General features: G+C 48.3%; 12 protein-coding genes. All 12 read left to right on the forward strand.

The window, feature by feature from the left end; translation table 11 throughout:
* The coding region (locus BLR43_RS12695; protein ID WP_143007449.1) for a transglycosylase SLT domain-containing protein at positions 1-2,405 on the forward strand (2,405 nt) is incomplete at its 5' end.
* Positions 2,406-2,459: 54 nt separating this feature from the next.
* The gene (locus BLR43_RS12700) at positions 2,460-2,855 is read left to right on the forward strand and encodes a hypothetical protein (protein ID WP_093071368.1); all 396 of its coding nucleotides are present in this window, start codon (positions 2,460-2,462) and stop codon (positions 2,853-2,855) included.
* Positions 2,856-2,911: 56 nt separating this feature from the next.
* Entirely contained in the window at positions 2,912-3,253 is a 342-nt protein-coding gene (locus BLR43_RS12705) for a phage tail protein (RefSeq protein ID WP_093071378.1), read from the forward strand.
* Between the two features lie 9 nt (positions 3,254-3,262).
* Positions 3,263-4,123, forward strand: a complete 861-nt coding sequence (locus BLR43_RS12710; protein ID WP_093071369.1) for a phage tail fiber protein — start codon at positions 3,263-3,265, stop codon at positions 4,121-4,123.
* A gap of 3 nt (positions 4,124-4,126) precedes the next feature.
* Positions 4,127-4,939 carry a phage minor tail protein L gene (locus BLR43_RS12715; RefSeq protein WP_093071370.1) on the forward strand — a complete coding sequence of 271 codons (813 nt, stop codon included), beginning with the start codon at positions 4,127-4,129 and terminating at the stop codon, positions 4,937-4,939.
* 11 nt (positions 4,940-4,950) lie between these two features.
* Positions 4,951-5,700: a C40 family peptidase gene (locus BLR43_RS12720; protein WP_093071371.1), complete on the forward strand. Its 750-nt coding sequence runs from the start codon at positions 4,951-4,953 to the stop codon at positions 5,698-5,700.
* Positions 5,701-5,707: 7 nt separating this feature from the next.
* The gene (locus tag BLR43_RS12725; protein WP_093071372.1) at positions 5,708-6,268 is read left to right on the forward strand and encodes a tail assembly protein; all 561 of its coding nucleotides are present in this window, start codon (positions 5,708-5,710) and stop codon (positions 6,266-6,268) included.
* Positions 6,268-12,126, forward strand: coding sequence for a TipJ family phage tail tip protein (locus BLR43_RS12730; RefSeq protein ID WP_093071373.1), 5,859 nt, complete (start codon positions 6,268-6,270; stop codon positions 12,124-12,126). The genes BLR43_RS12725 and BLR43_RS12730 overlap by 1 nt, the downstream gene beginning before the upstream one ends.
* Positions 12,123-12,305: a hypothetical protein gene (locus tag BLR43_RS12735; protein ID WP_093071374.1), complete on the forward strand. Its 183-nt coding sequence runs from the start codon at positions 12,123-12,125 to the stop codon at positions 12,303-12,305. The genes BLR43_RS12730 and BLR43_RS12735 overlap by 4 nt, the downstream gene beginning before the upstream one ends.
* Positions 12,306-12,342: 37 nt before the next feature.
* Positions 12,343-12,861 carry a hypothetical protein gene (locus BLR43_RS12740; protein ID WP_093071375.1) on the forward strand — a complete coding sequence of 173 codons (519 nt, stop codon included), beginning with the start codon at positions 12,343-12,345 and terminating at the stop codon, positions 12,859-12,861.
* A complete protein-coding gene (locus tag BLR43_RS12745; RefSeq protein ID WP_143007450.1) occupies positions 12,836-13,195 on the forward strand; it encodes a hypothetical protein in 360 nt (119 codons plus the stop codon). The genes BLR43_RS12740 and BLR43_RS12745 overlap by 26 nt, the downstream gene beginning before the upstream one ends.
* 24 nt (positions 13,196-13,219) lie before the next feature.
* Positions 13,220-13,714: a glycoside hydrolase family 108 protein gene (locus BLR43_RS12750; protein ID WP_093071377.1), complete on the forward strand. Its 495-nt coding sequence runs from the start codon at positions 13,220-13,222 to the stop codon at positions 13,712-13,714.
* Positions 13,715-13,881: the final 167 nt, after the last annotated feature.

Below are 13,881 nucleotides of genomic sequence, written 5' to 3' on the forward strand. Positions count from 1 at the left end.
GCGGATTTGCTGCTGGTGTAGCGCAGTTAGGCAATGGCGTTGACTGGGATAGCCCGTTCGCATTTTTTCAGATGGGCCAAAACTTCTTAGAAAATAATCGATCTGCTGCCCAAATCTTTGCAGAGATTCCAGGTGATATATCAAACATCTGGCTAAAATCTGCTGATCAATTAAACCGTATAGATAAGTTAGGTACCGGTACAGCAAGTCAGACAATTAGCTCAGTTGTGCAGTTAAATGAGAGACAGGCTAATCTAAATCGCACACTTGGCATCACAGGTCAGCAGTATCAAGCCCAACAAGAAGCTGCTGAAGCAGCTGCTAAGTCTGCTGAGAAAGCCGCGAATTCAACTGTAAAAAGTATTCAGGCTCAAGCAGTAAATAGCAAAGTATTGGGCCAAGCAAAACAGTTTAGTTATGGCAACTTAGAGCAACAATACGGCTTACCAACTGGACTATTATCAGCAGTAAGTATGCAAGAGTCACGAGGCAACCCAAACGCTCGCAGTCCAGTTGGTGCATCTGGCGCGTTTCAGTTTATGCCATCGACTGCTGATCGCTTTGGCATAAGAGGTCAAGAGTCAAACGTTGGCAAATCTGCTGAAGCAGCTGCTAAATATCTCAGCTTTTTGATGAATAAGTTTGGCAGCGTTGACCTTGCGCTTGCTGGATACAATGCTGGAGAAGGCAATGTTGCCAAATATGGCAATAAAATCCCACCATTCAAAGAGACTCAAAACTACGTCAAAAAAGTTAAAGAGTATCTTGCATACATGCAGGGCGGCTTGGACGGTAGCGTTAATATAGCTGGAAACATCTCAGCACAAACCTCATTGATGGAACGACAAGCTGCTGAACAATTACGCATCCTTGAGCAGCAAGCTCAACAACGTGAAGCTATTCGCTTAGAGTATGCCAATCAAGCGACGCGCATTGAGATGCAACTGGCTGACAAAATCGAAAAGATTAATGCCAGTGGCTTTAATGAAGATGAACGCATTGCCTTCGTTGAAGATGCAAAACAACGTGCAGCTATTGAACTAGCAAACTACGAAGATACACAAGCCAAAAAACTAGCGGCTTTCGGTGACTTTGCGCGGTCTGAACGCGAAATCATTGCTCAAAATGCAATGTATCGAGCAACCGAAGTTATCCGTGATACTGAGTTGACAGAGGACTCCCGTAATCAAGCTTTAGCTTTAATTAGGCAAAAGGCCCAATACGAGCTCAATCAGCTTGAATTAAATCATGATCGCGAGATGCAGTACGCACAGCAAGCTGAGCAAACAGATGCTGAACGTATTCGCAATCAGTACGCGCTTGAGCGCCGCGAAATCCAGTTAACAATTAACATGGATGAGCAGCTACGCAAAGCTAAGATTGATGCACTCAATCAAGCTGAGCAATTGGCACTTGATGAACGTCGCTATGCGTTTGAGAGTGAGTTACGTCAGTTAACTAGTATTGGCCAATCTAGCTTAGCCTCGCTGCGTCAGTCTTATGCTGACCAGCGCCGTGCACTCGATCAACGCACGGACATTGATGATAGTCAAAAATCATCATTACGTAATGCAATGGCAGGCGCTCAAATATACGAAACCAATCAATTGCAAAAAGGGCCACGCGATGCGTTTGCCGCGCAGCAAGCGGACTTCGGCGGCACTAGCGCAAACTTTGCCCTTGTACAGCAGTATCAGACAAGGCTCGATGTCATAAAAGACGCGCTTGACGCTGAGGTTGCTACCGTTAAGCAAGCCGAGCAAGCCAAGTATGACGCCCGCCGCGAGTTTGAGACTGCCGCAACGCAGTTATCTCTCTCACAAGCCGAGCAAACAGCGGGTAATTTTGCAGCGTCATTCAAAACAATGCTGGGCGAGCAAAATGCCTTTTATCGTCTTAGTTTTGACGCTCAGCAAGTCTTTGTTATGGCCTCTGCAGGGCTTAATATGTATGAAGCGTGGGGCGATGCAATGGCAGAGGGCGCAACGCTGACGCAAAAACTTGCGGGCGCTGCAACTATCGCAACTGAGTTTGGGCGCATTATTAGCGCCGCCTCATCGATGACGCTTGAGCTGCCTGGTTATCGCTCTGGTGGTTACACAGGAGACGCGCCAGAAGATCAGATTGTCGGCTATGTGCATGGCCGAGAACACGTTAGTGATGCGGCTACTACTCGTAAGTACCGTCCAGAGCTTGAGGCAATGAGCAATGGAACGTATGAGCGCGGCACCACTGGCAACATCAACGTCAACGTCTCAGTCACCATGGACGGCAAATCCTCGGTACAGTCTGATAGCCAATACGGCAAACAAATCGGCCAAGGACTCGCCGCCGCAGTCACAACGCAGGTGCAAAAAATGATGCGGCCAAACGGCATGCTCGATAGACAGTACCAGCGGCGCTGATAGACGCAGCCAACAAAAATCGGTATTATAATATTTTGCCAATTGGGGGATATTATGATCAAGATTTTGTTTGCTGTCGCTGCTGCAGTTACGCTTAGCGCTTGCTCGACCAAGCCTACAACCTCCTCTGTTGCAGTTACACCGATGCTATATGACACTGCAACAGCTGACACTGCGACCGTCGTTGTAACACGCGACAGTGGTTTACTTGGCTCAGCATGTAACACGTATATTTTTGTTGATGGCAAACAAACAGCGAGCTTGAGACCGTCTGAATCAGCGACAATGCACGTGCCAAGCGGCCGACATATCTTATCGTTTGATACGTCACGTGGGCTATGCCCATCTGCCACTGACGCCGTTGATATAACACTCAATAAAGGTGATGTCAAAAAATATCGCATACGCGGCGACATGAACGGCAACTTTCAATTACTACCTACACTTTAAACTTATTTAATCAACCAAAAGCCCACTACTCAGTGGGCTTTTTAGTGGGCGATCATATGGCAATAAAAACATTTCCTTGGCAAATGGATATGGGCGCGACACTCGATACCCAATACCGCGTCAATCGTACACAGTTTGGTGATGGCTACGCCCAGCACTCATCTATCGGTATCAATAACAAACGCCGTGTCTGGTCTGGTAGCAAAACGGGCGACTGGGATACGGTCATCGCACCGATATTAGATTTTTTAGACGATCATGCAGGTGTCAAACCGTTTGAGTGGACCGACCCTCACGGCAACACCAAACAATACACGTGCGCGGGTGTATCAATACCGCAGCGCAAGGGCAACTTTTGGCAAATCACACTCAATTTTGAGCAATTTATGAGCGTTTAGGAGACAAATATGGCTATTCAATTACCAGATCCAGGCAATGGCGTACCAGAAGATGAAACAGGTGACAATGAGCATGTAATGTGGCTCAAAACACGCGCTAACTTTAGCGACCAAAATAATGCTGCAAGTCGATTAGTGGGTACAGGTACGGGGCAGATACCGCTTGCTGAAAATATACTAGCAGCAGCACTTGGCAGCTCTCCAGAAGTTTTCTCTTCCACTGCGCCTGCGTCTGATTTAGACAGCTTACAGGGCGGTGATATACGAACAGTTTGGAGGACTTCGGCGATAAATTCACCGCCACAGCTAACAAATAATTATATCACTGTAATGACGATAAAAATTGGTGCTATAAGCAATGGCAATTCAAGATTTCAATTTGCTTGGGGTCAAAACGTTGCGGGCTTTGTTTGGCGCACATCGACTTATACTGGGGCGTGGCAACCTTGGTCTGAACCAAGAACTGATAAAAACACAACAAAAGACGCAAACGGCTTTATCAAAGCTGCTTCGCCAATCGTTAAAGTATTTGCTGACAAAGTTGAGCTAAACGATGATGCAGCGTCGCAAGATGTCACGTTTGTCAAAAACGGTGTGGGCGACTACACGATCAACACTGTGAGCGGACTATCAACAGACGGTTGGTACATCGAGCTACCTAAAGACATTAACGGCAATCCTAAAGTAGCGGTCACACTTAACGAGACGGATGGTGTTATCTCTCTCAAGTGCTATAAACGTATCTTTAGCATGGAGACATTTACTTTTGTCCCCGATTTAGACGAGCCAATGGATGTGCCTGATGGTCGTTGGATTGACTTGCGCTTAAACGAGATTGCTGCTGACGAGCCGATTGAGCCATTGGAGTAATATATGCTGACATCAGACTTGCAAAAACTGTCAGCATCAGGGCTTGTGACTTTATATGAGCTTGATGCAACCGCTTTGGGCGCTGGGGTCATGCGGTGGCATGGTCACGTCAACCGCGAGGACTGGGAGTATCTGTTTAAGTTTGCAAACAAAGCCGAGTTTGCAGACAGCACGTATCGAGTTACCAGTACAGGCAAAGAGCCAATCGTAAGACGCGATATTATTTGGGCGGGTCAAACCTACACACCCGTTGCTATCCAAACCGATGGCCTTGAGATGCGCGGTGATGGTACACCATCCGCGCCTAGCCTCGTCATCGGCAACAACATCGACGGCATCAATGGTGCAGTGACAGCACTATGCGCGTTTTACAGCGACTTTGTCGGCGCACAGCTACGTGTCATACACGTATTAGCAAAACATTTAGACGCGACAAACTTTAGCGCTGGCAACCCATCTGCCGACGCTCAGCAATACACAGATCAGTATTGGACAGTCAATCAAAAAAAACACGAGTCACTTAACGAGCAAGACAGCTCAGTCGCGTTTGAGTTATCAACGCCATTGACGGCACAGCGCAAGATGATACCTAGCCGTACAATTACCAAATATTGCGATTGGGCGGTTAAAGGCAAGTACCGCGGCGAGTCCTGCGGCTATACGGGCGCTGCGATGTTTACCGAGGACGGCACACCCACGGATGACCCAGCACAAGATAAATGCGGCGGACGTCTGAGTGATTGCAAACTGCGCTTTGGTGAGCATGAGCCGCTATCGTTTGGCGGATTCCCCGCGGCATCCATGCTAGGGCGCTGATAAGGAGCGATATGTATATTTTAAAAGAGACGCAAGCGGTGATACTCAACCACGCGGCGGCCTGCTACCCGCGTGAGTCCTGCGGCGTGATCGTGGGTCGCAAATACATCGAGTGTCAAAACATCGCGGACAGCGACAGTGAGTTTGTCATCGACCCGCGTGATATCGTCCGTGCCGAGCAGACGGGCAAAATCGAGGCCATCGTCCACAGCCACCCAGACGGTAGTACCAAGCCATCCACATTTGATAGGCTGCAAATGCCGCTACACGGCGTACCATGGGTGATTGCAGCATACCCTGAGATTGACATAAAAGTGCATGAGCCGTTGCCCTACGTCGCCCCGCTGATTAATCGTGAGTATATCCACGGCGTGCTCGATTGCTACAGTATCGTACGTGATTACTATGCGCGTGAGCTGGATATACACCTCGATAATTTTGAGCGCGTCGATCGTTGGTGGGAGGATGCAAGTAATCAAGACTTGTACACTAGCAACTTTAAATCACAGGGCTTTGTCGAGGTCGATAATTTGCAGCGTCATGATGTCATTTTGTGCCGTGTGCAGCCCACCGAGCATGTCAACCACGCGCTTATCTATCTTGGCGATGATGGGCAGCTAACATCAGAGCCGTCCGAGCAGATTGTGGGTGATCATTTGGTATTGCACCACCCTTACCTGCGCCGTGCTCGCCGTGAGATATATGGCAACATTTGGCAGGAGCGCACGGCTGTTATTATCCGCCATCAATCACTAATGTGAGGCAATTATGTTACGACGCATCGAGCTACACGGCATATTGGCCGATAAATTCGGCAAATCTTTTGACTTAGCCGTCGAGTCGCCGCGGGAGGCGTGTGAGGCGCTGAGCTATCAAATCGAAGGCTTTAAAAAGTTTATGATGACTGCCCATGAGAGCGGTCTTTTTTTTGCCGTGTTTAATGATGATAGCAACATCAGCGCAACCGAAGTCGAGATGAAAACAGGCGCTAAAGTCATACGCATTGTGCCAAAGATTAAAGGTGCAGGCGGTGATGCGCTCGGCTGGGTGCAAGTGATTGCGGGAGCAGCACTTGTCGGTGCAGGCTTCTTTTTGGGGCAGCCAGCCTTAGTTGCCGCAGGCTCAGGAATGGTGCTTGGTGGCGCCGCGTCTCTGCTTATGCCGCGTCCCAGCATCGAGCCGCAAGACCCAGACGGCAATAAACCGAGCTATGCTTTTGGCGGTGCGGTCACGACAGTCGCCGAGGGTAATTGCGTGGCAGTCGGCTATGGTCGCTATATATGGGGCGGCTCAGTAATTAGCATGTTAGTCGTCAATGAGGATACGTAATGTCATTATTAATACAAGGCGCAAAAGCAGGTGACAAGCCGCGCACGCCGACCATCGCACCAGACGATCACGCATCTATCAGCAAAGTCAAAATTCTATACGCACTAAGCGAGGGCGAAGTTAAAGGCCTGGTGGACGGCGCGACCAGCATTTTGCTTGACGGCACGCCGCTGGTCGATGTCAATGGCAACCCCAACTTTGACAGTGTCGAGTGGGAGATACGCCACGGCACAGTTGATCAGACACATATCGCAGGATTGCCAAATCTCAGTAGTGAGATTGGCATCAACACCCCACTGCGCTCAGGCACGCCGTGGGTACGCTCTGTCGTCAACACCCAACTATCTAGCGTCAATGTCAATTTGAGCTGGTCACGTTTATCTCATGCTCGTGACAACGGTGACGTGACAGGCACCGCGGTACATTATGCAATTGACGTACAGACCGACGGCGGCGGCTATACCACTATTATAGATAAAACCATCCGCGCAAAGACATCAGGCCGCTACCAGCGCACGCATAACGTGCCCCTGCCTGACGCCCAGCAAGGTTGGCAAATCCGAGTGCGCAAAATCACGCCAGACGGTGACAATACCCGCTTATTTAACGATATGCGCGTAGACAGCATCGCTGAGATTATCGACGCAAAGCTGCGCTATCCGCACACCGCCCTGCTATATCTATCATTTGATGCGCGCACGTTTAGCAGTATGCCAAAAATCGCGGTTGAGATGTACGGGCGCTATCTTAAAGTGCCGAGCAACTATGATGCCGCCACTCGTACCAGCACCGGTATATGGGATGGCACGTTTAAAACAGCCTATACCAACAATCCAGCGTGGGTGTATTACGATCTGATCACCAATGATCGCTATGGCCTTGGCGACCGCTTAAAGCCGTTTATGATTAATAAATGGGCGATTGCTCACATTGCGCGCATCTGCGATGAGCCAGTCGATGACGGCAAAGGCGGCACTGAGCCGCGCTTTACGTGCAATCTGTATCTGCAAAAATCTGAGCAAGCATATCAAGTATTGCAGCATATCGCCGCTATCTTTCGCGGGATGTCGTTTTGGGATGGCTCACAGATCGTACTCGATGCAGATACACCGCGTGACGCTGATTATGTCATCACCCGTGCAAACGTGGTCGATGGCGCATTTAACAAATCAGGCACGGCGATAGATGATAGGCACACGCTCGTGCAGGTAGCGTGGTCAAATCCTGCTAACAATTATGAGACCGATTATGTAACGGTACGCAATGAGCGCGCTATCGCAAAATACGGCATTAATCCGCTTGAGATGCCCGTTGTCGGCTGTACCAGCGAGGGGCAAGCGTACCGCGCAGGACTGGCCGCGTTACTCTCTGAGCAAATCCGCACGCAGACAGTTAACTTTGCAATGGGCTTGGACGGCGCACTACCAAGCGTTGGCAGCCGCGTTGATATTGCTGACATGATGTTTACTGGCGCTAATAACGGCGGGCGTATATCTGCTGTCAACGCTGACCGCACGGTTATCACTGTGGATCGTGACGATGTCCCTGCAACAACCGGCGACCGCTTAACCGTCAACCTTGAGTCTGGTCGCGCGCAAACTCGGGAGATATTGAGCGTATCGGGACGCAACATCACGGTAAAAGCACCATTTGACCCATCCGCGCCGGAAAACGTGTGGGCAGTTGATAGCGATGAGCTGCCGACGATGCCGTTTATCGTCTTATCAATCACAGAGAATGACGATAGGACGCAATATACATACAGCGCATTGCAGTATGATGCAGGGCTGTACCCGCAGATTGATAACGGCACGATCATCGAGCCGCGCCCACCCGTGCCACCGTTTAACCCGTACATTATCGCCGCTCCAGACGACGTTACGATTGAATCGCGCCATCAAGTAAACCAAGGCATAACGGTCACTACGCTGATAATTGTTTGGGACCAAGTAAAAGACGCAGTCGCTTACGATGTCGAATGGCGTAAAGACGATGGCGATTGGATTAAGTTACCGCGCACAGGCAACATATCAGCAGAGGTAGATGGCATTTATAGCGGTAATTATCTTGCGCGTGTGCGAGCTGTCAGCGCGTTTGACGCGGTATCTAAACCGACAACATCAACGCTCACTGCAATCGCAGGTAAAGTTGGGCTACCGCCTAAAGTGGTAGGCTTGACAGCCACAGGCGTACTGTTTGGTATGTCGTTAAAATGGGGCTTTGCGAGTGGCTCAGGCGATGCGGATTATACAGAGGTGCAGGTTGGATCAGCACCAAACGTCAATGTAGCAACGCTTGGTCAGTACAGCTACCCAACCAACACACATACAGTGACAGGCTTACAAGGTAACTTGGCACAGTCTTATCGTGCGCGTTTGGTTGATAAGCTGGGCTTTAAGTCCGAGTGGTCAGATTGGGTAACTGGTACGACAGACGCCAGTGCTGATAAAGTCATGGACTTGATACAGGGGCAGATTGACGAGTCATCGCTTAACGACATCTTAACGAGCAAGATTGACGATATTGCCATCAATAAGCGAGATATTAGCAAGGAGGTACAAGACCGGATTGATGCGATTACTGATGTTAATGACCGCATTGATGGAGTGTTAGAGAGCGCTGACGTTGAGTATTACCTGTCTAGCAGTGCAACAACGCCGACAGGCGGCGCTTGGCAGACCACTGCACCTGCTTGGCAGCAGTCAAAGTACGTGTTCAGCCGCACCAAGCTAGTAGGCGCAGACGGCAGTGTGACTTACAAACCTAGTGTTAACGGCACAAATATCACTGGCGCAAAAGGTGATAAGGGCGAGCAAGGCGCGGCAGGTCGTGATGGTATAGATGGACTACAAGGCCCAAGAGGTGAGCAAGGCATTCAGGGGCCAAAGGGCGCTGATGGCGAGTCTAGTTATACACACTTGGCGTATGCAACAAGCGCAACAGGTGCAAACTTTTCTACCAGTCACTTTACCAACGCAACTTATATCGGTATGTATGTCGATAACCTGCCTGACGACAGTAGCGACCCTAGCAAGTATAAATGGTCACTCATTAAGGGTGCTGATGGCTCGCAAGGCATACAAGGAGCAAAAGGTGCTGATGGTCTGACGCCTTATTTTCACGTTGCGTATGCAACTAGCGCTGATGGAACGCAAGGTTTTAGCACCACTGTATCGACTGGTAAGACGTATATCGGACAATACACAGACAACACTCAGGCAGACAGCACTGATCCTAGCCTATACAAATGGACGTTAATTAAAGGAGACAAAGGTAATACAGGTCAAGGTATTGACAACATTGTTGAACAATACGGCGTTAGCGACTCAGCCTCAACTATGCCGACCACGTGGACAACTAGCCCACCTGAGTTTGAAAAGGGTGACTACGTATGGACACGCAGCAAAATAACGTACAAAAATCCAACTAAGGTTGAATACAGTACGCCCATTGTCAGTCCTGCATGGTCTGCTATTTCAGAATTTAATACTGAGTTTATAAACTACCAAGAGGACGTAGGCAATGAGTTTATCGCGCAAGGCGAAAGACTAGACGGCATCATTGCTGACTATAAGCCACGTTACGCTGACAAAAACCACTACGCTGATGCGTCACGTAGTCGTCAGTGGACGTACTGGAAAACGGTTGCCGCTGATAACTACGCAGCTAATCAACGTATTACTAACCTGCAATCTGACTTTGCTGATAGTAATGCTAATTTTACAAATGAGCTGTTTACGTTAGCTGAGCAAGATAAGTCTATCGCTGCTGACATCACGCAGTTGTACGCAGAAACTGGCGCTAACTATGGTCTGATACAAGATATTGATATTGCTATCTCAACACCCAATACTGGCTTGGCTGCTAAAGTTACTGAGCTGCAAGCGGTTAGCGGTGCAAACGCTGATGCAAGTTCCGCAGCCCAGCAAGCTGCTGACAATGCGGCGGCATTAGCGGGCAACAAAGGTGAGGTTATCTATCAATGGCAGACTCCAGCAGCCGCACGTCAATTAGCGCAGAACCTATGGATTGATACAGGAGGAGGTAAAAATACACCAAAACGGTGGAATGGTAGCACATGGGTTGTTGTCACTGACAAAGCGGCAACCGATGCTGCACAAGCTGCAAGCGATGCTCAAGCTGCTGCTGACACTGCTGACGCCAAAGCGGTAGCTGCCCAAAGCACTGCCGACACTGCAAAAGCAGAAGCTAAAACAGCAGACGACAAGGCGGTGGCAGCACAAGGCGCGGCAGACGCAGCGCTATCATCTCTAACTGAGATTGCAGCAGACAGCAAGTTAACGGCTGTTGAAAAACAGCAAGTGAAGTTGATATTTGACGATATGCAACGGACACATACCGACTTACTTGCTCGTGCTGCAAAATATGATGTGTCGTCAAGCGCATACACGACAGCTTACAACGCGCTAGTTAGTTATATCACACCCAAACTTACTGATATGAGCGTTACAAGCACTATTGTTAGAACGACTTTTAACAGCAAGTTTGATGATGTTTATTTTAAACGCGCCGAGCTTAACACTGCTATTGTTAATGCTGCAAAAATTGCTGTTGACAACGCTCAGAACGCAGCAGATGAAGCCAATCAGAAGCTAGAGCCTGATAATCTTGCCTCATTAGTTGAGGGCAGCGGTGCGTTTAGCGATGAGTTTGGCTCAATATCAGGACAGTTTGCAAACTTTGAAGCTGTGGTTGAGGGTCAAAAAACGGCGATGGAGGTTATTAGCGGTATCGGCAATGCTGAGAAGCTAAAGAACGAGATTGCAAAGGCTAGGCTTGATGAAGATGTTACTAACCTGAATGCGCAATCTGTGGCTTTAACCAATCAGATCAACGGCTATACAACCAAAATTGCTGAGCTTACCACTAAGCGTGATGCCGCAACCGACTCTGACTTGCAGGCTGAGTACAACAGTCTTATAACCGATATGACGGCGGCTAAAGATGACTTAACAGCGCAAAAGGCGGTTATTGCTGACCAAGTGGGGCAGCTAAATGCGCGTAAAAAGCTACTTGAGGATTTTAAAGAGGTTGAGGATAACGTCAGAGCGCAACACACTATCAAGGTGGACGCAGGTGGTAAGATTGTCGGCTTTGGCCTTGTGTTGCAAAAAGATGGGTTTAGTACGTTTGATGTGAGAGCTGATAGATTTAGCATCTCAGCACCGTCTGGCAAGCCCAACGATGTAAACGGTGATAGCCCATTTATGGTGCTAACCACGCCGCAAAACATTGATGGGGTGCAAGTGCCTGCTGGTACTTATATGCGTGACTTTTACGCGCCTCGTGGCTCGATTGATACACTACAAGTCGTTGAGGGGGCTATTAAATCAGCGCAGATTGACGACTTAGCAGTGACGACAGGTAAGATTGCAAATCTTGCGGTTGATACGTTGCAGATTAATGATTATGCAGTCACAGCGTCAGGGCTGTACTTTGCCGAACAGCTAGATACTTTTAATATTGCAAAAACTGAAAGTGAGATAGCTGGTGTTGATTTAAATCCAGAGGGTGGGTCTGTCGCTGTCAGCTTTGGTTTTGAGTCATTGGTGGTGTCTGATTACGGAGATCGCGATGGAGCAACATTAATACTAAGACTAAAGAGGGATAACGAGGTATTAAGAACTATTTCATTTAGCGCTGCCCGTGCGGCAGGAACTCCTCTATATGAAAGCAGAATAACTAGGAGTTATATAACGTTTGCTACTTTGCTTGACGCGCCACCAACGGGAAACAGACGTTATGCGGTAACAGCGCAAGCAGCTGATACAGACGAGGACGAAATAACTTTAAAAATTAAAGCGCGGTCATTAATGGTTAGTGGAGCTAAAAAATGATAACAATATTCTTATATAAAACAGTAGATAAAAAATTTAGCCATAAATTAGTTTCACCACCTGATATGGCCATGCTTAATATTAGCGAGGGTTTGGACTTTACATTAACACCACCGCCTGATTACGAGCAACCGTGGTACTGGGTAGAAGCAGAATGGACAACCGAACAACCCTCATAACGAGGGTTTTTTATTATCTAAAATTTGAGGAGGGACGATGCTTAAAATCAAGTTTTGGCAGCTATGGTGGGCTTGCATAGCTGCCTTAGCTGCATCATACCCGATTAGCGCATGGGCGACCGAGCAGCTTATCGAGTCTCGTGTTTTACCCGCGCCTTTTTTGCTGAGCTGGGCGGGCGTTTGGGTCTTTGCCATCGCTGGCGGACTATGCGCCGCTTTTGTCAAAATCCCTGAGATCGACAAGAGCTTTTATTATCCGAGGCTTGCAAAAGCATTGATTGGCGTATTTGTGGGCGTAGCGCTGAGCTTAGCGGTTAATTCGTTTAGCGAGGCTCAGTCCGAGGCACTGCCACTGTTTGCACTATTAGCAGGTCTATTTAGCGCACCACTTGTAGCAGGTACGATGGTGTGGATTAGCAACCAAAAACGCATAAACAAGACGCTCAATCAGGCGGTACGCAAACGCACAGGTCTAGATACGTCAGTAGATGGCGATTTTCAAATTGACACAGCTTACAAAAAAGGAGGCAATGATGATAGCGCCAATCTATCTTGATTTAACAATGGCAGTCTGTGCTGTCATCTTGGGTTTAGCTGTAATGCTGACACGTATGCGCGTCGTTGATGATAACGTTTACACGCCCATACTTGAGTTGGCTTTAGTGTGTGCAGGGGCTTTAAGTTGGGCGGTATATGGCTTTTTGGCTTTATCAGCTATTACGTCATATCCGCCACTGCACACGGTGGGTTATCAGGGGCATTGGGGTTATACGCTTGCAAGGTTTTTGGGTTTTGTGGCTTGGATATTGTCACTACTGCTTGTCACTCGATACAGCGCATATATGCAAGTACGCAAAGTGCCAAGTAAATGCAATAAACACGCCCCTTAATTGGGGCTTTTTTTGGGGGAAAATATGAGTATTTTTGAGAGTCTGTTTAACAGATTGATGGAGCATGAGGGTGGCTATGTCAACCATCCAAACGACCCTGGCGGTGAGACGATGTGGGGCGTAACAAAACGTGTGGCTCGCGCTCACGGCTATAACGGACCCATGCGTAGTTTGCCAAAAGCCACAGCTCAAGCGATTGCTGACAAATCGTATTGGCAAGCGGTGAAAGGTGACGAGTTGCCGCGTGCTGTTGCTTGGCAAGTAGTTGATGCAGCATTCAACCACGGCAACCGCAATGCTGTTAAGTTTTTACAACGCGCTATCGGTGCGAGTGATGACGGCATCATTGGACCGCGTACATTAGCGGCAGTGGCAGCAATGGATAAAAACGATGTTGTGTTTCTATTCAACGCAGAGCGCATCGAGTTTTATACACGATTACGTACATGGCAAACATTTGGTCGCGGATGGGCCCGGCGTGTAGCTGGTAATTTACGATTTGCAGCCGCAGATAATTAATTTTATTTGACGCAGTTTTTGTCGCACTTGATGCCGAAACTATTTAAATCAATCTAAATGCAAAAACATAAATATATGATTTTATTATATTAATTTTTCATTGATTTATATTAGGTTATATCAAAAAGAGTTCGAGTCTCTCCAGCCCCACCATTTTCGGATAGTGA

The sequence above is a fragment of the Psychrobacter pacificensis genome (assembly GCF_900101915.1).
GTDB lineage: Bacteria > Pseudomonadota > Gammaproteobacteria > Pseudomonadales > Moraxellaceae > Psychrobacter > Psychrobacter pacificensis.

Bases quoted from the DNA above. Each gene is read 5' to 3' on its own strand.
- BLR43_RS12735 (WP_093071374.1), top strand. From the start codon at position 12,123: ATGATAACAATATTCTTATATAAAACAGTAGATAAAAAATTTAGCCAT.
- BLR43_RS12715 (WP_093071370.1), top strand. From the start codon at position 4,127: ATGCTGACATCAGACTTGCAAAAACTGTCAGCATCAGGGCTTGTGACT.
- BLR43_RS12700 (WP_093071368.1), top strand. From the start codon at position 2,460: ATGATCAAGATTTTGTTTGCTGTCGCTGCTGCAGTTACGCTTAGCGCT.
- BLR43_RS12720 (WP_093071371.1), top strand. From the start codon at position 4,951: ATGTATATTTTAAAAGAGACGCAAGCGGTGATACTCAACCACGCGGCG.
- BLR43_RS12740 (WP_093071375.1), top strand. From the start codon at position 12,343: ATGCTTAAAATCAAGTTTTGGCAGCTATGGTGGGCTTGCATAGCTGCC.
- BLR43_RS12750 (WP_093071377.1), top strand. From the start codon at position 13,220: ATGAGTATTTTTGAGAGTCTGTTTAACAGATTGATGGAGCATGAGGGT.
- BLR43_RS12745 (WP_143007450.1), top strand. From the start codon at position 12,836: ATGATGATAGCGCCAATCTATCTTGATTTAACAATGGCAGTCTGTGCT.
- BLR43_RS12710 (WP_093071369.1), top strand. From the start codon at position 3,263: ATGGCTATTCAATTACCAGATCCAGGCAATGGCGTACCAGAAGATGAA.
- BLR43_RS12705 (WP_093071378.1), top strand. From the start codon at position 2,912: ATGGCAATAAAAACATTTCCTTGGCAAATGGATATGGGCGCGACACTC.
- BLR43_RS12725 (WP_093071372.1), top strand. From the start codon at position 5,708: ATGTTACGACGCATCGAGCTACACGGCATATTGGCCGATAAATTCGGC.
- BLR43_RS12730 (WP_093071373.1), top strand. From the start codon at position 6,268: ATGTCATTATTAATACAAGGCGCAAAAGCAGGTGACAAGCCGCGCACG.